Consider the following 21,059-nt stretch of genomic DNA (forward strand, 5'->3'; position numbering starts at 1 on the left):
CGTCGCGACCTCGACGAAGCAACGGGCGCCTTGAGCGCCCGTTGTTTTTCGCGCCGCCTCGACGGCGGTGGAGCGCGTATGCATCCGCAGTATCGATGACTAGGGGCCATCGGATGAAAAAGATCGCCGTTGCGATAGCGCTGGCGTGTGCGGCGGGATTCGCTGTCGTGTTTTTCCCGGCAGGCCTGGAAGCCGACAACGATCACTTCGAGCCCTTGAGCCGCTCGGACTTCGGGCTGCTGCGCGAACAGGCGATCGCGGCCGGCGAACCGTTGCGACCGCTGGGCATCACGGTATCGGCGGGAGATTCGGGATCGCAGTCGGTTCAATTCGAATGCAGAGGCGTCCCGGAGCTGGTATTGATCAACGACGAACGCGCGTTCTCCATCCTGACCAGCGCCGGTGCCGCCCGGCGCGCGCCTGGGGTGATCGGGTTCCGGGATCGCTTGCTGCCGCGATTGCGCCGCCTGGCTGGGCAGCCGGTCAAGCCGCCGGCCTCGCAACCCGGCGCGTTCGAGGCATTCGTGCTCAGGCAGCGCGACGGCATCGATCTGCGGGCCGATTGCTCCAAATGAATCGGAGGGCTCGCAGCGGGAGGGCCGGCGCAACCGGGTACCGCGGCAAACGATCCGGTCGAGTGCCGCCATGGGCCGGGCGCGATATCCACAACATCTCGATTCCGACAAGCCGGCGGTGCCGGCGATGGTCAGGAGAAATGTGACCAGGGCTATAAATCGGCCGGCCCGGGTTGCTTTCTCGCATACTGAAACGTCCGCGTACTACTCTGCTCAGATTGCCCCAAGGCGCCCGCGCCACGGGCTTTTCGCGGCTTTGCCGGAACTGGCAAACAGCGCGATCGAAACTGCTAAAGTCAGGAGTCACCCGCGACTGGGTGAATGCGCAGGAGCGTGATGTGAATGCTGTAGCCCACACTACCGATGCGGATGCCGGCGCCGAACCCGGCGCGGCCGTGGCCGCGGACGGCCAGGCCGCGGTCGACGCGCGCATCGTCGACGCGTTGCTGGCCAAGGGCCGGCTCAAGGACGCCGACCTGGCCCGCGCGCGCCGCCTGCAGGAGGAAACCGGCGGCAGCCTGCTGGCGCTGCTGGCCCGCCTGGGCCTGGTGTCCGAGCGCGACCACGCCGAGACCGTCGCGGCGGTGCTGGGCCTGCCGCTGGTCAGCGTCAAGGACGCGCCGGAGCTGCCGCCCGAGGGCGTCAGCCTGACCCCGAAGTTCATGAAGCAGTTCGCCGTGTGCCCGGTGGCCGAGAGCGAGACCCACGTCGATGTGCTGATGGCCGATCCGCAGGACGGCTACCAGCTCGACGCGCTGCGCCTGGCCAGCGGCGGCCGCCAGATCCGCCCGGCGGTGGCGCTGCGCGCCGAGGTCGGCGACCTGGTCGAGCGCTGGTTCGGCCAGGGCCGCAGCGCCATGGGCGCGATCGTGGAGACCGCCGAAGGCGAGGGCAGCGGCGACCTCGACGACGTCGAGCACCTGCGCGACCTGGCCTCGGAAGCGCCGGTGATCCGGCTGGTGAACCTGGTGATCCAGCGCGCGGTCGAGCTGCGCGCGTCCGACATCCACATCGAGCCGTTCGAGAACCGGCTCAAGGTGCGCTACCGCATCGACGGCGTGCTGGCCGAGGGCGAGAGCCCGCCGGCCAACCTGACCGCGGCGGTGATCAGCCGCATCAAGATCATGGCCAAGCTCAACATCGCCGAGCGCCGGCTGCCGCAGGACGGCCGCATCATGCTGCGGGTGCAGGGCAAGGAGCTCGACCTGCGCGTGAGCACGGTGCCGACCGCGCACGGCGAGTCGGTGGTGATGCGTCTGCTCGACCGCGAAACGGTGGTGTTCGACTTCTACAAGCTCGGCTTCACCGACGAATTCCTGCCGCAGTTCCAGAAGGTGCTCGACCAGCCGCACGGGATCATGCTGGTGACCGGCCCGACCGGCTCGGGCAAGACCACCACGCTGTACACCGCGCTGAGCAAGCTCAACACCAGCGACGTCAAGATCATCACCGTCGAGGACCCGGTCGAGTACCAGATCGAGGGCATCAACCAGATCCAGGCCAAGCCGCAGATCGGCCTGGACTTCGCCCACGCCCTGCGCTCGATCGTGCGCCAGGACCCGGACATCATCATGATCGGCGAAATGCGCGATCTGGAGACCTGCCGGATCGCGATCCAGTCGGCGCTGACCGGCCACTTGGTCTTGTCGACGCTGCACACCAACAACGCCGCCGGCGGCATCACCCGCCTGCTCGACATGGGCGTCGAGGACTATCTGCTGACCTCGACCATCAACGGCATCCTCGCCCAGCGCCTGGTGCGCCGGCTGGAGCCGACCCATGCCGAGAAATACCCGGCCTCGCCCGAGGAAATCGAAAAGTTCTCGCTGCGCCGCTACCAGCCCGAAGGCGAGATTTATCTGTACCGCCCGCGTGGATCGGCGCTCGCGCCGAGCGGCTACCACGGCCGCACCACGATCATGGAGTTCCTGGTCATGAACGACGAACTGCGCCGCGCGGTGATGCGCCATGCCGGCATGGGCGAGATCGAGCAGATCGCGCGCGAGACCGCGAGCATGCGCACCATGTACGAGGACGGCATCGCCAAGGCGCTGGCGGGGCTGACCACGATCGAGGAAGTGCTGCGGGTGACCGAGGACGCATGAAACGGCTGTTGCATGGCCTCGTGCTGCTGTGCGGCCTGGCCGCGGCCGATGCCGTGGCCGGATGCGCGGCCGCGGAAGAAACGGTGGCGACCTGCCGCATCGAAGGCCAGCAGAAGCAGGTGTCGATCTGCCTCTACGAAGACGAATCCGGACCGATGGACGTGGCGTACCGCTACGGCCCGGTGCAGGGCAAGGAAGAGCTGGTTCTGCGCGTGCCGCTGATGGAGCTGGGCTACCTGACCGCGAGCGGCGCCGGCGTGACCGTCGACGAGACCGCGATCTTCGCCAGCGGCGACCATTCCTACCGGGTGACGTTCGGGTTCCGCGACGGCCGCAAGCCGGATCCGTCCGCGCTGCACAAATTCGGAACCGTGCAGGTGCTGCGCCAGGGCGCCACGCTCGCCGAACTGGCCTGCGCGCCGGAAACCATCGTGCGCACGCCGGACCTGCTGCTGGAGCGCATGCGCGAGCGCGGGCGCACGCACGCCTCCGACGGCACCACGCTGAGCAACTACGACATCGACCGTCCCGGACCGCTCTCCGAAGCGCCGCCGTGCGCGCGCAAGAACGACGTGGACACGTGCTGGAGCCTCGGCGTGTCCGCGGCGCGCGCCGGCGACCTTGCGCTGGCGCTGGGGTATTACGACAAATCCTGCGACGCCGGTTTCGTCACCTACGGCTGCTACGACGGCGGCAAGCTGTACCTGCACAACCGCCAATTGCGCGATTACGCCAAGGCCTACGAGCGCCTGGACCGCTCCTGCAAGGGCTCCGATCCCGGCCAGGCGCCGTATGCGTGCAAGTACCTGGGCTGGATGCACCAGACCGGCATCGGCGCGAAAAAAGACAACGCGGAGGCCTGGCGCTTGCTGTCGGCCGCCTGCTTCGTCCGCGCCGAGGAACCGTTGATCGACGGCGAGGGCTGCGACCTGCTCGCCAAGACGATCCTGATCGGGCATCCGCTGGGCGATGCGCAGGCGCAGCGCAATAGCGTCGGCAGCGGCTACCTGGTGTATCTCGCGCTGGCGATGGGCTGCACCGACGCGGCGGACACCGTGTGCGCGAAGGCGAAAACCATGCTCGCCGAGGCCAAGGCGGCGCGCGCCGCGTGGGTCGCGTATTGCGACGAAGACAGCGGCGATTGCGCCGGCATGCTCCAGCCGCAGGAGAACTTCAGTGCTACCCTCTCGCAGCGCGAACGGCTGTTCGCGCACTACCAGGATGCGCTGAAAACGCTCGGCGCGCCCTGAAGGATTCCGCCCTCCATGCCCCTCTACCGTTACCAAGCGCTCAATGCCCGCGGCGAATTGCTGGATGGGCAGATGGAAGCCGGCGGCGTCGCCGAGGTGGTGGCTCGCCTGCAAGAGCAGGGCCATCTGCCGGTGGACACCCGGCTGGCCAGCGAAGGCGGCGGCGGTTCGAGCTGGCGCGGGCTGTTCAAGCCCAAGCCGTTCACCGGCGCGCGCCTGGTCCAGTTCACCCAGCAATTGTCGACCTTGCTCGGCGCCGGCCAGCCGCTCGATCGAGCGCTGACCATCCTGCTCGACCTGCCCGAGGACGAGGCGGCCAAGAGCACGGTCGCCGACATCCGCGACGCGGTGCGCGGTGGCACGTCGCTGTCGGTGGCGCTGGAGCGCCAGCACGGCACGTTCTCGCGCCTGTACATCAACATGGTCCGCGCCGGCGAGGCCGGCGGCAACCTGCACGACACGCTGGCGCGGCTCGACGACTACCTCGAACGCAGCCGGCAGATGCAGGGGCGGGTGATCAACGCGCTGATCTATCCGGCGATCCTGCTGCTGATGGTCGGCGCGAGCCTGCTGTTCCTGCTCGGCTACGTGGTGCCGCAGTTCGGCGCGATGTACGAAAGCCTCGACGCCGAGCTGCCGATGTTCACCCAGGTGGTGCTGTGGGCCGGCACCTTCGTGCGCGACTGGTGGATCGTGCTGATCGCGGTGCCGGCGCTGGCGCTGCTGTGGTTCGACCGCAAGCGCCGCGACCCGGCGTTCCGCGAGGCGCTCGACGAGTGGCTGCTCAAGCGCAAGTTCGTCGGCCCGCTGATCGGCAAGATCGAGACCGCGCGGCTGGCGCGCACGCTCGGCACCCTGGTGCGCAACGGCGTGCCGCTGATGACCGCGATCGGCATCGGCCGCAACGTGCTCAACAACCGCGTGCTCGCCGCCGACGTCGACGCCGCCGCCGAAGAGGTCAAGAACGGTGTGGCGCTGTCGACCGCGCTGGCCAAGGGCAAGCGCTTCCCGCGCCTGGCCCTGCAGATGATCCAGGTCGGCGAGGAATCCGGCGCGCTCGACGCGATGCTGATGAAGACCGCCGAGACCTTCGAGCAGGACACCGGCATGGCCCTGGACCGCATGCTGGCCGCGCTGGTTCCGGTGGTGACCGTGGCCCTGGCCGGCATCGTCGGCACGGTGGTGATGGCGGTGCTGTTGCCGCTGTACGACCTCACCAACGCGATCGGTTGAGCATGCCCGCCGCTCCGGTCGCCGTGCCCGCGTCCGTCCGCCGCCGCGTCCCGCGCGGCACGCCCGCGCGCCGGTTTGCCGCGCTGCGTCACACCGATGCGCCTGTTCATGCGCGCGGATTGAACGCAGCCTGTACCGCGGTGTCCAAACCGCGAACTTTGCAAATGCGCGCGGAACAGAATCCTAGCGACCCCGTCCGCATGCGCGAGACGTTCGCAGGCGAACCTGGACGCGACGGCTCCGCCGGCGCTGTCCGGCCGCACGACCCTTTGCACCACCACCCCATTCGACCGCAGCCCCGGCAGGACCCCTCTGCCGCCAACAACGGATGACGACGACGATGCGCAACCTCCGCTCCATGACCCGCTCCCCGTCCCCGGCCCGCCAGCAGCAGGGCATGAGCCTGATCGAGATCATCATCGTGATCGTGCTGATCGGCGCGGTGCTCGCCTTCGTCGGCAACCGCGTGCTCGGCGGCAAGGACCGCGGCGACTACAACCTGGCCAAGGGCCAGATCCAGACGTTGGCCGGCAAGGTCGATTCGTTCCAGATGGACACCGGCCGCCTGCCGGGCACGCTGGACGAACTGGTCAAGCAGCCGGCCGACGCCAGCGGCTGGCTCGGTCCGTACGCCAAGGAAACCGAGCTGAAGGACCCGTGGGGCCATCCGATCGAATACCGCCAGCCGGGCGAGAACGGTCCCTACGACCTGGTCAGCTACGGCAAGGACGGCAAGCCGGGCGGCAGCAGCGTCGACGGCGACATCAAGAATAACTGAGCCGGCGATAGATGCACGGCGCGCGGCACAGTCCCTCCGCCCGCGGAGGGCGTCGGGGACCGGCCGCGCCAGCGGCCGGCGGCGCCGTTCGCGGTCTCGCGCCGTCGTCGCCGGACGCGCCGCGCCGCGGCGCGAACCCGCCGCGCGCGCGCCTGGACGGACTGTCGCCGCGCGCGCGCCAGCGCGGCATGTCCCTGCTCGAAATCCTGCTGGTGATCGCCTTGATCGGCGCCATCGGCGTGCTGACCGTGGCCGCGCTCAACGGCGGCATCGCCGGCATGCAGCTGCGCTCGGCGTCCAAGCAGGTCGCCGCGCAGCTGCGCTACACCCGCAGCCAGGCCATCGCCAGCGGGCGCTCGCAGAAGTTCCTCATCGATCCGGCCGCGCACACCTGGAGCGCGCCGAACGGCCGCAGCGGTGAGATTCCCAAGGGCGTCGGCATCGTCTTCACCGGCGCGCGCGACGTGCAGCCGCGCCGCGGCGAAGGCGCGATCGTGTTCTTCCCCGACGGCGCCTCCACCGGCGGCCGGGTCAAGCTGCACGCCAAGCAGGCGGCCTGGAACGTCGATGTCGCCTGGCTGACGGGCGAGGTCAAGCTCAAGCGCGGCGAGGCGCCGCGATGAGCGCGCGCGCCTTCGCTGCGCATTCGCCGCGCCGCGCGCGCGGCTGCGTCCGCGGGGCGCGCCAGCGCGGCTACACCCTGCTCGAGGTGATCGTCGCCTTCGCCCTGCTGGCGATGGCGCTGACCCTGCTGCTGGGCTCGCTGTCGGGCGCGGCCAAGCAGGTGCGCTGGTCGTCCGACGCCGGCCGCGCCGCGCTGTACGCGCAATCGTTGATGGACCAGGTCGGCGTCGGCCAGCCGGTGCGTCCGGGCCAGCGCAGCGGCGAGTTCGAGAACGGCCGCTACCGCTGGACACTGGGCATCGCGCCGTGGCGCGATGCGCAGTTGCCGGCGTCGAACCAGCCCATCGATCCCAACGCCATGCGCCTGTTCGAAGTGCAGCTGGCGGTGGAGTGGGGCGAGGGCGGCGGCGGCCGTCGTTTGCTGCTGCGCACCTTGCGCAGCGGCAACGCCGGCAACGAGGCGCAGCTGTGAGCGGCGTCGGCGCGGGCCGCGCAGTCGCGCCGCGCCGTCGCGCGCCGTCGCGCCGCGCGTCCGCGCGCGGCTTCACCCTGATCGAAGTGCTGCTGGCGATGGTGCTGCTGGTAGCCGGACTGGCGCTGGCGTTCGCGACCCTGTCGGCGGCGACCAAGACCGCCTCGCGCGGCGAGGCCCTGGCCCAGCGCAGCGAGCGCGAGCGCGCGGTCGAGAACTTCCTGCGCCGGCGCATCGCCGCGACCCGGCCGATCCCGTTCGCGTTCGACCAGAGCACGGCGGTGCCGCAGCGCTTCGTCGGCGAGCCCGACCGCCTGCGCTTCGTCGCCGACCTGCCCGATTACCTCGGCCAGGGCGGGCCGTACCTGCACGACTTCGCGATCGAGAGCGACGGCGACCAGGCCCGGATCGTGCTGAACCTGTCGATGGTGCTGGCCGGCGAAACCATCAAGGACGAGCGCCCGCGCAAGCCCGAAGTGCTGGTGGAGGGGCTGAAATCGGCGCGTTTCCGCTACCGCACCCTGGACCCGCAGCGCGGCGAGCTCGGCGAATGGCAGGAACAATGGCAGCAGCCGGAGCAATTGCCGCTGCTGGTGGAAGTCACCCTCACCGACCGCGACGGCCGCGCCTGGCCGCCGCTGGTGGTGTCGCTGCCCCTGGCCTCGGCCGCGGGCGGCGGTTTCGTGCCGGAGTTGTGATGGAGACCGGCATCGGCGATCGGGAGACGACGAAGCGGCTGCGCGGCGCGGGCATGGTTGCGCGGCCGCGCGTGGATCGCGATGTCGCTTTTGTCGGACCTTCGAGAACCCGCGGTGCGGCGCTTCTGTTGGTGATGTGGCTGGTCGCCCTGCTGACCGCGCTGATCGGCGCGTTCGCGCTGACCGCGCGCACCGAGAACCTGCAGGGCCGGGTGCAGGTGCGCGGGCTGGTCGCGCACAACGCCGCGCGCGCTGGGGTCGAGTACGCCCTGACCCGGGTGGCGATGAGCGACCAGAAGCTGCAGTGGCTGCCCGACGGCCGCCCGAATCGCTGGCGTTACGGCGATGCGCAGCTGGAGATCAAGATCGTCGACGAGAACGGCAAGGTCGACCTCAATCAGGCCGACGCGCAGCTGCTCACCGCCTTGCTGCAGGCGACCGGAAAGATGGAGCAGTCCGAAGCGGCGCGACTGGCCGGCGCGATCATCGACTGGCGCGACGCCGACACCCTCACGCAACCGGCCGGCGGCGCCGAAGATGCCGATTACGCGTCCGCCGGGCGTCCCTATGGCGCCAAGGATGCGGAATTCGAAAGCGTGGCCGAACTCCAGCAGGTGCTGGGGATCAGCCCGGAGCTGTATGCGCGGATCGAGCCCCTGGTCACGGTTTACAGCGGCCGTACGCGTCCCGAGCAGGCCTTCGCGGCGAAGGAAGTGCTCGATGCTATGGGGTTGAACGGCGCCGACCTGGTGCGTCAACGAGAAAGAAACCAGCCGGGGTCACAATTGCAGGGTGCCGGGGCGGGCGGCGTCGGCGGCGGTCTCGTCGGCGAACGCAGCGGCACCTATAGTATCGAGAGCCGTGCACGGCTGACGGATGGCCGCGAATCGGTGTTGCGGGTGGTCGTGCGAGCGGGAGGGGGAGCGGTGCCGGGAATGCCTTATACCCCGCTGCGTTGGGAGGAGGGAGCTTCAACACGATGAACTCGCAAGTAGCCGAAGGCCGGTTGGCCGCCAACCGGTTGCGAAGTCTGAGCGCGCGCCTGGCGCCCGGCGCGGGCGGCTTTTTCTCTTGGTGGGGCCGGACCCTGGCCTCGTGGCTGCCGCTGCGCACGCGCCAGGCCCTGGGCGTGGACCGCGGCCGGCTGCTGTTGCAGGTCGACGGCGGCGCCCAGGGCGGCTCGATCCGCTTGCGCCTGCAGCAGGCCGATCAGGTCCAGGAACTGGCCACGCTGCCCGATTTGTCCGCCTGGAATTCCGGCGCGCCGGCCGATGCCGCCGCCGATCCGCTGGCGCCGCTGCTGCCGCCGCGCATCGGCGAGCTGCCGCGCTGGCTGCTGCTGCCGCCGGCGACCAGCCTGCGCCGGCGCCTGAACTTGCCCGCCGCCGCCGCCGACCGGTTGCGCGACGTGGTCGGCTTCGAGATCGACCGGCAGACCCCGTTCACCGCCGAGGCGGTCGCGTTCGACGCGCGCGTGCTGGCGCGGCGCGACGGCGACGGCCAGATCGAGGCCGAACTGGTCGCGGTGCCGCGCCAGGCGCTGGACCCGCAGTTGCACGCGATCGGCCCGCTGGCCGCGACCCTGGCCGGCATCGACGTGGCCGGCGCCGACGGCGTCCCGCTCGGCGTCAACCTGTTGCCGCCGGCGCAGCGCCGCGCCCGTCGCGACCCGTTCCGCTACTGGAACCTGGCCCTGGCCGCGGTCGCGCTGCTGGCCCTGGCCGCGGGCATGTGGCAGGTGCTCGACAACCGCCGCGCCGCGATCAAGGACCTGCAGCAGACCATCGCCCGCAACGCCAACGCCGCGCGCCAGGCCGCCAGCCAGCGCCAGGAAGTGGTCGACCTGATCGAAGGCCAGGCCTTCCTCGACCGCACCCGCGCCGCGCGCCCGAGCACGGTGCAGATCATCGACGAACTGAGCCGGCGCATGCCCGACAGCACCTACCTGGAAAAACTCGCGATCGAGGACGAGAGCCTGCTGATGATCGGCCTCAGCCGCGAGGCCTCGTCGCTGATCGGCAAGCTGCAGGGCACGCCGCTGTGGCGTTCGCCGGCGCTGACCGGCGCGGTCCAGCCCGATCCGGCCACCGGCCGCGACCGTTTCACCCTGACCGCCGAGATCGGCCCGCCCAAGGCGCAGAACGCGGAGGGCGCGCGTGGCCCTTAACGCTACCGGCTCCCGCCTGCGCCAACTCACCGCCGACCGCGAACGCTGGCTCGCCCTGGGCCTGCTGGTCGCCGCGCTCGGCATCGCCTATGCGGTGCTGATCCACCCGTGGTGGACGGTGCCGATGATGGAGGCCGACGACACCCTGCACGGCCTGCAGGAGCGCGAACTGCGCCAGCGCATGGAGCTGCAGCAGGCGCCGCAGGTCGCGCAGCTGCTCCAGCGCGTGCGCCAGCAGCAGTCCAGCCGGCCGGGCTTCCTGCCCGAGGCCACCGCCGAACTGGCCACCGCCGGCCTGGTCCAGCGCCTGGAAACCGTGGTCCAGCAGGCCAGCCCGGGCAACCGCAGCTGCGGCATCGTCAACCGTTCGCCGCTGGCCGAACCGCGCCGCGACCGCTACGCGCGCGTGGTCGTGCAGGTGCGCCTGCGCTGCGGCGCGCCGGAGACCGCGGCGGTGCTGCACTCGCTGGAAAGCGGCTCGCCGCGGCTGTTCGTCGGCAACCTCAACCTGCTGTCGACGCGCGGCTACTTCGTGCCCGGCAGCGCCGGCCCGGCCAACGACGGCGGCCTGGACGTGAGCTTCGACCTGTACGGCTACCTGCGTCCCAACCCCAGCGCCGCGCCGGCCAACGCGCGCGGCGGCAACAACGCCAACGCCCCCGCCGGAGCCGCCGATGCGCTTTGACGACGCCAGCCCGCGTACCTGGCTGCTGGCCACCGCGGCCGGCTGGGCGCTGCTGACCTGGGTGCTGGCGCTGGCCGGCATGGGCCGCCATGTCGACCCGTTGCCGCCCGACCCGTCGCTGGTCAAGCCGCTGCCGCAGGCGCGCAAGAGCCCGCCGGACACGCTCGGCCCGCTGACCCAGTACGGCGAAATCGCCGCGCGCCCGTTGTTCGTCGACGACCGCCGGCCCAAGCCGTTCTTCATGCAGGGCAAGGGCGAAGGCGAGAACCAGCAGGCCGCGTTCGACTACCTGCTGACCAGCGTGCTGATCACTCCGCAATTGTCGATGGCGATCCTGCAGCCGGCCGACGGCAGCGAGTCGGTGCCGGTCAAGCTCGGCGAGGTGCCCGAGTCGCATCCGGCCTGGCGCCTGACCTCGCTGGAGCCGCGCCGGGCCGTGTTCGAAGGGCCGGAAGGGCGGCGCGAACTCGACCTGCGCGTGTACAACGGCCAGGGCGGGCAGCCGCCGACGGCGATCGCCGCGCCGCCGACCGCCGGCCGCCCGGTGCCGCAGCCGCAACCCGCGCCGCCGAACCGACCGCCGCCGGCCAACGCCGCGCCGGTGCAACAACCGCAACCCCAGCCTCAACCGCAACCGGCCGAAGCCTCGGCGCCGCTGACCGAGCAGGCGCAAATGGAAGCCATCCGAAAGCGCATCGAAGCGCGACGTCAGCAACTGCGGCAGCAGCAACAGCAAGCCGCCCAACCCCCGGCCAATTCGCCTTAAGACTGGCACGCAGAGTGGAACGCATGAAGCAACGAACCCAGCAATTCGCCACCCACGCCCTGGCCGCAGCGATCATCGCCACGCAACTGGCGTCGTGCGCCAGCGTGGTTTCCCCGAGGATCAAGCGCGAAGGCGATCCGCAGGCCATGAACGGGACAGGCGGGGAGCAGGCCGGCGTGCGCATGGTCCGCAACGGCGTCGAGCAGGAGCCGCTGCCGGTCCAGGCCGAGGACGCGGACGGTCCCAAGGCGCAGATCCGCCGCGGCACCGGCCGGGTCATCAACAACTCGGTCGCGGCCAAGCCGCCGCCGGGCCTGCCCGGCACCACCGGCACCGCCTCGTTCAACTTCGAGGGCGAATCGCTGCACGCGGTGGTCAAGGCCATCCTCGGCGAGATGCTGGGCCAGAACTACGTGATCGCCCCGGGCGTGCAGGGCACCGTGACCCTGGCCACGCCCAAGCAGGTCAACGCCGCCGAGGCGATGAACCTGCTGGAGATGGTGCTGAGCTGGAACAACGCGCGCCTGATCTACAGCGGCGGCCGCTACAACATCGTGCCGGCCGACCAGGCCCTGCCGGGCAACGTGTCGCCGCGCACCGGCGGCGCCGAGAACGCGCGCGGCTTCGAGGTGCGCACGGTGCCGCTGAAGTACGTCTCGGCGACCGAGATGGAGAAGATCCTCAAGCCGTACGCGCGCCCCAACGCCATCGTCAACGTCGACAACGCGCGCAACGTCATCACCGTCGGCGGCACCCGCCAGGAACTCGAGCACTACCTGCGCACGGTCGAGGTGTTCGACGTCGACTGGCTGTCGGGCATGTCGGTGGGCGTGTTCCCGCTGCAGTCGGGCAAGGCCACCAAGGTCGTGGCCGACCTGGAAAAAGTGTTCGGCGAACAGGGCAAGTCGCCGGTGTCGGGCATGTTCCGCTTCATGCCGATCGAGGGCGCCAACGCGGTGATGGTGATCACCCCGCAGGCCGAGTACCTGGACGACATCAAGGACTGGCTCGACCGCATCGACAGCGCCGGCGACGGCATCCAGCTCTATACCCAGGAGCTCAAGTACATCAAGGCCAAGGACCTGGCCGACCGGCTGGCCGAAGTGTTCGGCGCCGGCCGTAGCGGCGGTGGCGGCGGGGAAGGCGCGCCTTCGCTGATGCCGGGCCTGGAATCCACCGAACTGCGCGACGGCGGCAACGGCACCTCCAGCGCCGACATCGGCAAGAGCGACGACAGCGGCAGCGGCCTGGGGTCGAGCGGCAGCAGCGGCGGCGGGCTCGGCAGCGGCGCCTCGCTCGGCCAGCGCCGCGCCGGCAACGGCGCGGTCACGCTGGAAGTCGACGGCGCCAAGGTCGGCGTGGCCGCGGTCGAGGAAACCAACTCGATCCTGGTGCGCTCCACCCCGCAGGCGTGGCGCTCGATCCGCAACGTGATCGACAAGCTCGACGTCATGCCGATGCAGGTGCACATCGAAGCGCAGGTGGTCGAGGTCAACCTGGCCGGCGAGTTGAGCTACGGCGTGAACTGGTTCCTGGAGCAGGCCGCCACCGACAACGGCTTCCCCAACCTCGACCGCCGCACCAATCCGAACGTGCCGCTGAAGTGGAGCACGATCGCCGCCAGCATCGGCGGGGTGAAGGGCCCGGGCATGTCCTGGTCGCTGGTCAAGAACGGCGCCGCCGCGGTGATCAGCGCGCTGGATTCGGTGACCGACGTGCACGTGCTGCAGACGCCGTCGGTGTTCGTGCGCAACAACGCCGAGGCCTCGTTCAACGTCGGCACGCGCATCCCGATCGAGTCGGTCTCGGTCAACACCGGCACCAGCAACAACAACACCTACAGCCAGGTGCAGTACCTCGACACCGGCGTGATCCTCAAGGTGCGCCCGCGGGTGAGCCGCGACGGCATGGTGTTCATGGACATCGTGCAGGAGGTCAGCGCGGCGGTGCCGCGCGCGGCCGGCGACGCCTCGACCAACGTCTCCATCGACACGCGCAAGCTCAAGACCGAGGCGGCGGTGCAGAGCGGCGAGACCGTGCTGCTGGCCGGCCTGATCAAGGACGAGAGCAACCGCACCGGCAGCGGCCTGCCGGGGCTGAGCCGGATTCCGGTGGTCGGCGCGCTGTTCGGCCGGCAGGGTTCGGCGACGCGCCGCACCGAGACGGTGATCCTGTTGACCCCGACGCTGGTGCGCAACCCGCAGGAATCGCGCGGCCTGACCGACGAGTACACCCGTCGTTTCCGCGCGATGGAACCGCTGAATCCGAAGCCGAAGAAGAAGTAAGCGCCGCGCACGCGCGCGCACGCCGCAACCGGGGCCGGCATCGCCGGCCCCGTTTTTTTTGCGCTGCCGCACGGCGCCGGCGGGGCGCTGCCGCCGCTCGGATCGCGCACCGGCGCGCGCGGCAGGTCGCCTTGCGCATCGCGCCGCATCGCCCCGCGCCGCATCGCCGCCGCACCGCGCGCCGCGCGCTCTGACGCCGCCATCACCCGCGGGCGGCTGCGATCGCGCACACTATGGGCCGCCCCATACCGACGCCCCGATGGCCGATCGCCGCACGCTCCCGCCGACGCACCGCCGCGCCGCCGCTTCCGCGGCCAGCGCCGGCCGCGTCCCGGCGGCGCCGCGCAACGGCCCGGCGCAGGCCGCTGGCACGCAGGCCGCTGGCACGCAGGCCGCCGGGCGCGGCCGCGCGGAGCCGGGACGATGAGCGACCTGCCGATCGTCGTGGTCCCGGTCGGCGTCGACGACGACGCGCTCGACGCCTGCCTGGCCGCGCTCGACGCCTGCACCCCGCCCGGCGCGCGGGTGTGGCTGGCCGACGACGCCCAGTCCGGGCCGCGCGGCTACGCCATCGTCGAGCGCTGGCTGCGCAGCACCCGCTTGCGCGCCGACTACAGCCGGCGCCAGCGCGGCATCGGCGAAGTCGCGCACCTGGACGAAATCCTCAAGGCCTGCGGCGACAGCGACGTGGCCGTGCTCGCGGCCGACGCGGTGCCCGCGCCGGGCTGGCTCAGCCGGCTGCAGGCCAGCTTCGCCGCCGACGGCGCGATCGCCACGGCCACGCCGTGGTGCAACGCCGGCGAGGCCGCGGCGTGGCCGCGCATCGGCGAAATCGAACCGATGCCCGACGCCGGCGACGCCGAGCGGCTGGCGCGCGCGCTGGCGCAGATGCCGGCCGCGCACCCGGAACTTCCGGCCGCGGTCGGCCACGCGGTGCTGCTGCGCGGCGGCGCGCGCCGCCGCGCCGGCGGCCTCGACGCGGAAAGCTACGGCTCGTGGTACGCCGCGCTGACCGATCTTTCGCTGCGCCTGTCCGGCCTGGGCTGGCGCAACGTGTTGTGCGATACCGCCTTCGTCGCGCGCGCCGGCGAGGGCCGGCCGCACGACGGCGACATGGACGCGCTGGCCGCGCGCTGGCCCGACTGGCATTCGCGCCTGGCCCATTTCCTCATGCAGGACCCGCTGCGCGACCTGCGCCAACGACTCGCCGACCGCCTCAGCGAGGTCGGCCCACCGGACATGCAACGTGATCTCTTCCTCTGACCCGGCCGTGTCCGCGCCGGGCGCATCCGCGCGCGCCGGCGCCGCCGCGCCGTTCAAGGCCGTGGTGGTCAGCTACCGCAGCGCCGCCACCATCGAGGACTGCCTGGAGCGCCTGCGCGCCTGCGACGGCGTCGGCGCGATCCGCGTGGTCGACAACCAGTCCGACGACGGCACCCTCGACATCGTCCAGCGCCAGGCCTCGCTGGACCCGCGCCTGCGCTTCATCGCCAATCCCGACAATCCCGGCTTCTCGGTCGGCTGCAACCAGGGCGCGGCCGACCTGGAGCCGGCGGCGGACGGCGACGACTGGCTGGCCTTCGTCAATCCCGACTGCATGGTCGAAACCGACACCCTGCGCCGCCTGCACGCGCTCGGCGCAGGGCTCGGCGATTGCCTGCTCAGCGCGGACTTGGTCAACGAACAGGGCGAGCGCGACGCCGCCGTGCGCCGGCGCGATCCGGACTTCGCCGCGATGCTGGCCGGCATCGCCCGGCCGTGGGCGGCGCCGAAAATGGCGGTCGCGCCCGACGATGCGCTGGCGCTGCAGCACGTGCAGGCCACTTCGGGCGCGCTGATGCTGATGCCGCGGTCGCTGTTCGCGCGCATCGGCGGCTTCGACGAAGGCTACCGCCTGCACGCCGAAGACCTCGACCTGTGCCGGCGCGTGCGCGAGGCCGGCGGGGTCGTCGCGGTCGCCAACGGCGTGCGCGTGGTGCATGTGCGCGGCGTGTCGAGCCGCTCGCGGCCGTTCTTCGTGGAATGGAACAAGCACCGCGGGCTGTGGCGCTATTTCCGCAAGTTCGAAGCGCCGCGGCGCGGCGCGCTGGTGCGCGCGGGCGTGTTCGCGGCGATCTGGCTGCGGTTCCCGATCGCGGCGCTGCGCGCGGCGTTGCGTTGATGACGATGTCGTAGGCGGAGTTTTTTGTGGGAGGGACTTCAGTCCCGACGCTTTCGTGCCAGATCGCTACGACCTGACCGAAGGGCGTCGGGACTGAAGTCCCTCCCACAAAAGCATCAAGAGCATCGCGGCCGACGCCGCCACAAGCCGCCGCGCCTACAACTCCAGCAAGTCCCGCCCGATCACCAGTTCGCCCTTGAAATGCGGCGCCACCGCCGCGCGCCACACGTCGTCGGTCAGCGCCGGATCGCCGCCCGGGACGAAGTGATTGAGCACCAGCGTCTTCACTCCCGCCTCGCTCGCCACCCGCCCGACCTGTTCGGCGGTGGTGTGGCTGTCGAGCAAGTGCTGGCGCAGCCGCGCGGCTTGCGCTTCGCTGGCGATCAGCTTTTCCAGCGCCGGCAGGTACATGACCTCGTGCACCAGCACGTCGGCGCCGCGCGCCAGTTCGATCAGCGCCGCGTTCGGGCGGGTGTCGCCGGAGAACACGATCGAGCGGTCGGCGGTGTCGAAGCGATAGGCGAACGCCGGTGTCAGCGGCGGATGCTCGACCACCGCCGCGCGCACCCGCACGCGTTCGTCGCGCACGACCTCGCCGCCGGCGCGCAGCTCGTGCGCGCGGATCAGCGTGGCCGGATCGACCCGGCCCTCGTCGGCGATGCGGGTGCGGATGTCGGTGGCGTTGAGGCGCAGGAACTGCCGGGTCATGCGCTTGAGCGGCGGCGGCCCCCACGCGTCCACCGGCGTGCGCAAGTCCGCGGCCCAGGCGAGCAGCAGCAGGTTGCCGTAATCGGCGTTGTGGTCGGAATGGTGATGGGTGACGAACACGCCGCGCAGCGCGCCCAGGCGCAGCCCGGCCAGGGCCAGCTGGCGCGCCACGCCGTTGCCGCAATCGACCACGTAGACCGCGCCGTCGACCACCACCGCGCTGGCCGGCGCGGCGCGCAACGCCTTGGGCGTGGGGCCGCCGGCGGTGCCGAGCAGGATCAGCCGGGTGCCGGCTCGCGCCGGCGCGCCTGCGTCCGCCGGTGAGGCCGAGGCGGACGGCGCGGCCGCGGCCAGCGCGGGCAGGGCGGCGGCGCCGAGCGCGGCCAGCGAAGCGGCGAGGATGCGGCGGCGGGCGGGATCGTCGGGCGTATGCATGCGCGCCAGCTTAACCGCCGGGCCGCCGCGACGGTCCGGCGCGAAAGCGACGCGCTTCGCGTTCGCCGCGTGCCGGCGGCGTGACGCGCGCCATCACGAACGCGTTCGTATAGTCGGCCGCGACGGGCCCGGCGCCCGGAGCAGGGGGCGGGATGCCGATGTCGTTGCTCAGCAAGCTGTTCCGCGGACGCCGCCTGGCGCGCGCCGATGCCGGGGTTTGCCCGGCGCCGCTCGACCTGCACGCGTTCACCGAACGCTATGCGCAGGCCTTGCGCGCGCTATGGCCGCAAGCCCGCCTGCGCGTCGGCCACGGCGCGCGGCTGGCCGATACGCGCATCGACTGGAGCCTGCCGGACGGCTTCGCCGCGACCCAGTTCGTCGCCTCCGGCTACCGGCGTTATCTCGATGCGCCCGAAGCGCTGGAGCGGGTGCTCGCCGAACAGGTCGAGGCCGCGCGCGAGCTGCAGCGGCGCCACGCGCTCGGCGCGCAAGCCGGCGACGACGACGCGATCCTGCCGGTGCTCAAGACCCGTGGCTGGCACGAGGTGGCGTTGCAGCAGGCGCGCGCGATCGGCGGCGGCGCCGGGATCGCGTTCGTGGTCGAAGCGCTGGCCGGCGACCTGGTGTTGAGCTTCGTCGAAGACCGGGCCGACTCGATGGATTACCTGTCGCCGAGCGAGGCCGAGCGCCGCGGCCTGGCCCCGGACGCGTTGCGCGCGCGCGCCTTGCGCAACCTGCAGCGGTTCCTGCCCGAGCTGGAGATCGAGGGCGGCGACGGCCGCTATGTGCTGCGGCTGGACCGCAACTACGACGCGAGCATGGCGCTGCTGTTCGAGCACTGGCGCGAGCGCGCGCCGGTGCGCGGCGAGCCGGTGTTCGCGATCGCCGCGCGCGACGAGCTGTGGCTGTGCGGCCGCGACGACGACGAAGGCGTGCAACGCCTGGGCGAAGCCGCCGCGGAGATTTCGCGCACCTCGGCCTACGGCCTGTCGTCGGCGCTGTTCGTCTGGCGCGACGGCGCGCTGCGCGTGCTGGAGGACTGAACGGGGCGCGCGCCGCTGCGCGCGGACGGCCGGCGCGGCCGTGGCGTTGCCGCATTGCGATGCGGCGCTATAGTCGGGCCACCCCTGACCACAAGGAACCGGTCGTGTCTTTCTTCAGCAAGCTGTTCGGCCGCAAGCCGGCCGCGCCCGCGGCGGCGCAGGTCCTGGACCTGCAGGCGTTCTCCCAGCGCTTCGCCGGCGCCCTGCGCGACGCCTTTCCCGACGCCCACATCCGCATTCATCCCGGCGCGCAGCACGAAGCGCGCATCGAGTTGGCGTTGGCCGACGGCATCCGCGCCAACCTGCAGGTCGGCAACGCCTACCAGCGTTATCTGAATGCGCCGGAAGACCTGGAGGCGACGCTCGCCGACCAAATCGCCTCGGCGCGCGAGGTGCAGCGCCAGCTGTCGGCCGAGGACGCGCAGGCCGGCGAGGGCGTGGTGCTGCCGGTGATCAAGACCCGCGCCTGGCACGAGGTGGCGATACGCCAACTGAGCGCGTCGCAGCCGCAGGCGGCGTCGCCGTTCGTGATCGAGCCGCTGGCCGGCGACCTGGTCGTGACCTACGTGCTCGACACCCCGGCGTCGATGAGTTTCCTCTCGCCCGAGCAAGCCGCGCAGCGCGAACTGCACGGACCGGCGCTGCGCGCGCACGCGCTGGACAACCTGGCCCGCCGGCTGCCGGAACTGGAGATCAAGGGCGGCGATGGCCGTTACGCCGCGCGCCTGGACCGCAATTACGACGCCGGCATGGCGCTGCTGTTCGAGCGCTGGCGCGAGCGGGTATCGCTGCGCGGCGAGCCGGTGTTCGCGATCGCCGCGCGCGACGAACTGCTGATGTGCGGCAGCGACGACGGCGAAAACCTGGCCTCGCTGCGCGGCATCGCGCAGGAGATCGCCGGCAGTTCGGCGTACGGCCTGTCGGCCGGTCTGTTCGTATGGCGCGACGGCGGCCTGCGCGCGTTCGAGGATTGACGGCGGCTTCGATCCAGAGCGCTCTTGTGGGAGGGCCTTCAGGCCCGACGCTGTTCTTTCAGATCGCGATCCGCTCGCCCCATTCGCCCGCGCCGCGGCGCCTTCAGCGGTACCGGTTGATCTCGTCGCGCAACTCGCGCGCCGCGTTCGCCGCCGCTTCGGCGTAATCGGCGCCATTGGACGCGTAGAGGATCGCGCGCGAACTGCTGATCATCAGCCCGGTGCCGTCGGCGCTCTTGGCGTTGCTGACCACCGCGCCGGCGTCGCCGCCCTGCGCGCCGACGCCGGGCACCAGGAACGGCACGTCGCCGACGATCGCGCGCACCTCGCGCAGCTGCTCCGGCCAGGTCGCGCCGACCACCAGCGCGCAGTTGCCGTGGCCGTTCCAGTCGCGCGCGACTTTCTCGGCGACGTGCTGGTACAGCGGCCGCCCGCCGACGTCGAGATCCTGCAGGTCGCCGGCGCCCGGATTGGAGGTGCGGCACAGGATCACCACGCCGCGGTCGGCGCGGTCGAGGAAGGGCTGGACCGAATCGCGGCCAAGATACGGATTCACCGTCACCGCGTCGGCGCGGTAGCGCTCGAACGCCTCGCCGACGTAATGCTGGGCGGTGCTGCCGATATCGCCGCGCTTGCTGTCCAGGATCACCGGCACGTCGGGATGATTCGCGTGGATGTGGGCGATCAGGCGGGTCAGCGCGTCTTCGGCGCGCAGCGCGGCGAAGTGGGCGATCTGCGGCTTGAACGCGCAGGCGTACTGCGCGGTGGCGTCGACGATGTCGCGATTGAACGCGAACACGGCATCGGCATCGGAGGCGAACGCCGCCGGGAACTTGGCCGGCTCCGGGTCCAGTCCCACGCAGACCAGGGTGTCGGCCTGTTGCCAGCGGCGGCGCAATGCCTGCATGAAGCTCATGGGGGATTCCTTGGTGGTGCGGTGGGGGGCGCGAAGCGGGGGTGGAACGGCAAGAAGGTAAAGCCGAGGTGTCTGAAGCGGAATCGCCTAAAGCGGAAGCGGCTAAAGCCGAGATGCCTGAGCGCAACTTCCGATTCCGTCATTCCGGCGAAAGCCGGAACCCATTTTGATCTTGCCGTTGCGGCATCAGAAATAAAGAGCAAGAACAAAATCAAAATGGGTTCCGGCTTTCGCCGGAATGACGGGGTGGGGAGTATTCGATCTTTCGCCGGAATGACGGGGTGGGGGGTATTCGATCTTTCGCCGGAACGACGGGGTGGGGGGTATTCGATGTTGGGGCGCTACGGTGCGGCTATGCCGCTCGATCAAGTCACCACGATCGGCTCGCCCGAGGTCACCACCACCGTGTGCTCGAACTGCGCCGCGAACCCGCGCCGGCAGATCATCGCCCAGCCGTCCTTGCCTTCATCGGTCTGGGTGCAGTGGGTGGCCAGGAACGGTTCGACCGTGATCACCATGCCTTCGTGCAGGCGGCGGGTGTCGCGCGCGTCGTAGTAGCCGGGAATGTTGCCGGGCGCTTCGTGCAGGGCGCGGCCGACGCCGTGGCTGCCGAGGTTGCGGATCACCCGCAGCCCGTGGCGCGCGGCCACCGCTTCGACGGTACGGCCGATGCTGTTGATCAGGTTGCCGGCGCGCAATTGGGCGATGGCGGCGTCGCGCGCCTCCAAGGTCGCGTCGAGCAGTTTGCGCTGCGCCGCGGTCGGCTCGCCGACCACGAAACTGCCGCCGGTGTCGGCGAAGTAGCCGTCGAGTTCGGCCGACACGTCGATGTTGACCAGGTCGCCCGCGCGCAGCACGCTGCCGTCGGGGATGCCGTGGGCGGCGACCTGGTTGATGCTGATGCAGGTCGCGCCGGGGAAGTCGTAGGTCAGCTGCGGCGCCGAACGCGCGCCGGCCTCGCGCAGCATCGCCGCGCCGATCGCGTCGAGATCGCGCGAGACCGCGCCGGGCACCGCGGCCTCGCGCATGGTGGTGAGGATCGAAGACACCAGCGCGCCGGCGCGGCGCAGGCCTTCGAGTTCGAATGCGTGCATCAGGGTCATGGCGACACCTCGGGCTGCGGTGCGGACACGCAGGCGTTCAGGGCTACGGTCGAAGCGGCGTTCGCGATCGCCATCGCACTC

General features: G+C 71.1%; 20 protein-coding genes and 1 pseudogene. 17 read left to right on the forward strand and 4 right to left on the reverse strand.

Going from position 1 to position 21,059, the window contains the following annotated elements; translation table 11 throughout:
* Positions 1-113 precede the first annotated feature (113 nt).
* The 15 genes from JHW41_RS05275 (at position 114) to JHW41_RS05345 (ending at position 15,799) form a co-directional block, all read left to right on the forward strand.
* Entirely contained in the window at positions 114-575 is a 462-nt protein-coding gene (locus JHW41_RS05275; RefSeq protein WP_250449257.1) for a hypothetical protein, read from the forward strand.
* Positions 576-970: 395 nt separating this feature from the next.
* On the forward strand, positions 971-2,680 hold the full coding sequence (gspE, locus tag JHW41_RS05280) for a type II secretion system ATPase GspE (protein ID WP_057948852.1): 1,710 nt from the start codon (positions 971-973) through the stop codon (positions 2,678-2,680).
* Positions 2,677-3,930 (forward strand): tetratricopeptide repeat protein, encoded by a 1,254-nt coding sequence (locus JHW41_RS05285; protein ID WP_250449258.1) that lies wholly within the window; start codon positions 2,677-2,679, stop codon positions 3,928-3,930. The genes gspE and JHW41_RS05285 overlap by 4 nt, the downstream gene beginning before the upstream one ends.
* A gap of 15 nt (positions 3,931-3,945) precedes the next feature.
* Complete coding sequence (xpsF, locus tag JHW41_RS05290) at positions 3,946-5,163, forward strand: type II secretion system protein XpsF (RefSeq protein ID WP_057948850.1); 1,218 nt, start codon at positions 3,946-3,948, stop codon at positions 5,161-5,163.
* A gap of 340 nt (positions 5,164-5,503) precedes the next feature.
* Positions 5,504-5,941, forward strand: a complete 438-nt coding sequence (gspG, locus tag JHW41_RS05295; protein ID WP_057948849.1) for a type II secretion system major pseudopilin GspG — start codon at positions 5,504-5,506, stop codon at positions 5,939-5,941.
* A gap of 188 nt (positions 5,942-6,129) precedes the next feature.
* Positions 6,130-6,564, forward strand: coding sequence for a type II secretion system protein XpsH (gene xpsH, locus JHW41_RS05300; protein WP_250449259.1), 435 nt, complete (start codon positions 6,130-6,132; stop codon positions 6,562-6,564).
* The gene (gene xpsI / locus JHW41_RS05305; RefSeq protein ID WP_250449260.1) at positions 6,561-7,037 is read left to right on the forward strand and encodes a type II secretion system protein XpsI; all 477 of its coding nucleotides are present in this window, start codon (positions 6,561-6,563) and stop codon (positions 7,035-7,037) included. Before xpsH ends, xpsI begins: the two co-directional genes overlap by 4 nt.
* A complete protein-coding gene (locus JHW41_RS05310) occupies positions 7,034-7,735 on the forward strand; it encodes a prepilin-type N-terminal cleavage/methylation domain-containing protein (protein WP_250449261.1) in 702 nt (233 codons plus the stop codon). The genes xpsI and JHW41_RS05310 overlap by 4 nt, the downstream gene beginning before the upstream one ends.
* Before the next feature lie 53 nt (positions 7,736-7,788).
* Positions 7,789-8,718, forward strand: a complete 930-nt coding sequence (locus JHW41_RS05315; protein ID WP_250451428.1) for a general secretion pathway protein GspK — start codon at positions 7,789-7,791, stop codon at positions 8,716-8,718.
* Entirely contained in the window at positions 8,715-9,902 is a 1,188-nt protein-coding gene (locus tag JHW41_RS05320; RefSeq protein ID WP_250449262.1) for a PilN domain-containing protein, read from the forward strand. The genes JHW41_RS05315 and JHW41_RS05320 overlap by 4 nt, the downstream gene beginning before the upstream one ends.
* The gene (gene gspM / locus JHW41_RS05325) at positions 9,892-10,587 is read left to right on the forward strand and encodes a type II secretion system protein GspM (protein ID WP_231736197.1); all 696 of its coding nucleotides are present in this window, start codon (positions 9,892-9,894) and stop codon (positions 10,585-10,587) included. The genes JHW41_RS05320 and gspM overlap by 11 nt, the downstream gene beginning before the upstream one ends.
* Positions 10,577-11,353 (forward strand): hypothetical protein, encoded by a 777-nt coding sequence (locus tag JHW41_RS05330; RefSeq protein ID WP_057948848.1) that lies wholly within the window; start codon positions 10,577-10,579, stop codon positions 11,351-11,353. The genes gspM and JHW41_RS05330 overlap by 11 nt, the downstream gene beginning before the upstream one ends.
* A 23-nt stretch (positions 11,354-11,376) precedes the next feature.
* Positions 11,377-13,638, forward strand: coding sequence for a type II secretion system secretin GspD (gene gspD / locus JHW41_RS05335; protein WP_057948847.1), 2,262 nt, complete (start codon positions 11,377-11,379; stop codon positions 13,636-13,638).
* Between the two features lie 423 nt (positions 13,639-14,061).
* Positions 14,062-14,901, forward strand: coding sequence for a glycosyltransferase family 2 protein (locus JHW41_RS05340; protein WP_057948846.1), 840 nt, complete (start codon positions 14,062-14,064; stop codon positions 14,899-14,901).
* A gap of 7 nt (positions 14,902-14,908) precedes the next feature.
* Positions 14,909-15,799, forward strand: a complete 891-nt coding sequence (locus tag JHW41_RS05345; protein ID WP_082644642.1) for a glycosyltransferase — start codon at positions 14,909-14,911, stop codon at positions 15,797-15,799.
* Positions 15,800-15,860: 61 nt separating this feature from the next.
* Here the strand turns inward: JHW41_RS05345 and JHW41_RS26430 are convergent.
* Positions 15,861-16,025: pseudogene (locus JHW41_RS26430) on the reverse strand (hypothetical protein); the annotation flags it as partial.
* The gene (locus JHW41_RS05350; RefSeq protein ID WP_250449263.1) at positions 15,956-16,942 is read right to left on the reverse strand and encodes an MBL fold metallo-hydrolase; all 987 of its coding nucleotides are present in this window, start codon (positions 16,940-16,942) and stop codon (positions 15,956-15,958) included. The gene JHW41_RS05350 and the pseudogene JHW41_RS26430, both read right to left, overlap by 70 nt.
* A 158-nt stretch (positions 16,943-17,100) precedes the next feature.
* Here JHW41_RS05350 and JHW41_RS05355 point away from each other — a divergent pair, with 158 nt between their 5' ends.
* Together JHW41_RS05355 and JHW41_RS05360 are read left to right on the forward strand one after the other, a co-directional pair.
* The gene (locus JHW41_RS05355; RefSeq protein ID WP_078996528.1) at positions 17,101-17,985 is read left to right on the forward strand and encodes a hypothetical protein; all 885 of its coding nucleotides are present in this window, start codon (positions 17,101-17,103) and stop codon (positions 17,983-17,985) included.
* Between the two features lie 104 nt (positions 17,986-18,089).
* Positions 18,090-18,959 carry a hypothetical protein gene (locus tag JHW41_RS05360; protein WP_250449264.1) on the forward strand — a complete coding sequence of 290 codons (870 nt, stop codon included), beginning with the start codon at positions 18,090-18,092 and terminating at the stop codon, positions 18,957-18,959.
* A gap of 103 nt (positions 18,960-19,062) precedes the next feature.
* Here the strand turns inward: JHW41_RS05360 and pyrF are convergent, their stop codons facing one another.
* Both pyrF and map read right to left on the reverse strand, forming a co-directional pair.
* Positions 19,063-19,875: an orotidine-5'-phosphate decarboxylase gene (pyrF, locus tag JHW41_RS05365; RefSeq protein WP_250449265.1), complete on the reverse strand. Its 813-nt coding sequence runs from the start codon at positions 19,873-19,875 to the stop codon at positions 19,063-19,065.
* Between the two features lie 365 nt (positions 19,876-20,240).
* Positions 20,241-20,978, reverse strand: coding sequence for a type I methionyl aminopeptidase (gene map / locus JHW41_RS05370; RefSeq protein ID WP_250449266.1), 738 nt, complete (start codon positions 20,976-20,978; stop codon positions 20,241-20,243).
* Positions 20,979-21,059: the final 81 nt, after the last annotated feature.

It is taken from the genome of Lysobacter enzymogenes, assembly GCF_023617245.1.
GTDB classification, from domain to species: Bacteria; Pseudomonadota; Gammaproteobacteria; order Xanthomonadales; family Xanthomonadaceae; genus Lysobacter; species Lysobacter yananisis.

Excerpts from the sequence above, each read along its gene's own strand:
- JHW41_RS05275 (WP_250449257.1), top strand. The coding sequence starts at position 114 with ATGAAAAAGATCGCCGTTGCGATAGCGCTGGCGTGTGCGGCGGGATTC.
- JHW41_RS05285 (WP_250449258.1), top strand. The coding sequence starts at position 2,677 with ATGAAACGGCTGTTGCATGGCCTCGTGCTGCTGTGCGGCCTGGCCGCG.
- xpsF (WP_057948850.1), top strand. The coding sequence starts at position 3,946 with ATGCCCCTCTACCGTTACCAAGCGCTCAATGCCCGCGGCGAATTGCTG.
- gspG (WP_057948849.1), top strand. The coding sequence starts at position 5,504 with ATGCGCAACCTCCGCTCCATGACCCGCTCCCCGTCCCCGGCCCGCCAG.
- xpsH (WP_250449259.1), top strand. The coding sequence starts at position 6,130 with ATGTCCCTGCTCGAAATCCTGCTGGTGATCGCCTTGATCGGCGCCATC.
- xpsI (WP_250449260.1), top strand. The coding sequence starts at position 6,561 with ATGAGCGCGCGCGCCTTCGCTGCGCATTCGCCGCGCCGCGCGCGCGGC.
- JHW41_RS05315 (WP_250451428.1), top strand. The coding sequence starts at position 7,789 with ATGGTTGCGCGGCCGCGCGTGGATCGCGATGTCGCTTTTGTCGGACCT.
- JHW41_RS05320 (WP_250449262.1), top strand. The coding sequence starts at position 8,715 with ATGAACTCGCAAGTAGCCGAAGGCCGGTTGGCCGCCAACCGGTTGCGA.
- JHW41_RS05330 (WP_057948848.1), top strand. The coding sequence starts at position 10,577 with ATGCGCTTTGACGACGCCAGCCCGCGTACCTGGCTGCTGGCCACCGCG.
- gspD (WP_057948847.1), top strand. The coding sequence starts at position 11,377 with ATGAAGCAACGAACCCAGCAATTCGCCACCCACGCCCTGGCCGCAGCG.
- JHW41_RS05340 (WP_057948846.1), top strand. The coding sequence starts at position 14,062 with ATGAGCGACCTGCCGATCGTCGTGGTCCCGGTCGGCGTCGACGACGAC.
- JHW41_RS05350 (WP_250449263.1), bottom strand. The coding sequence starts at position 16,942 with ATGCATACGCCCGACGATCCCGCCCGCCGCCGCATCCTCGCCGCTTCG.
- JHW41_RS05355 (WP_078996528.1), top strand. The coding sequence starts at position 17,101 with ATGTCGTTGCTCAGCAAGCTGTTCCGCGGACGCCGCCTGGCGCGCGCC.
- pyrF (WP_250449265.1), bottom strand. The coding sequence starts at position 19,875 with ATGAGCTTCATGCAGGCATTGCGCCGCCGCTGGCAACAGGCCGACACC.
- map (WP_250449266.1), bottom strand. The coding sequence starts at position 20,978 with ATGACCCTGATGCACGCATTCGAACTCGAAGGCCTGCGCCGCGCCGGC.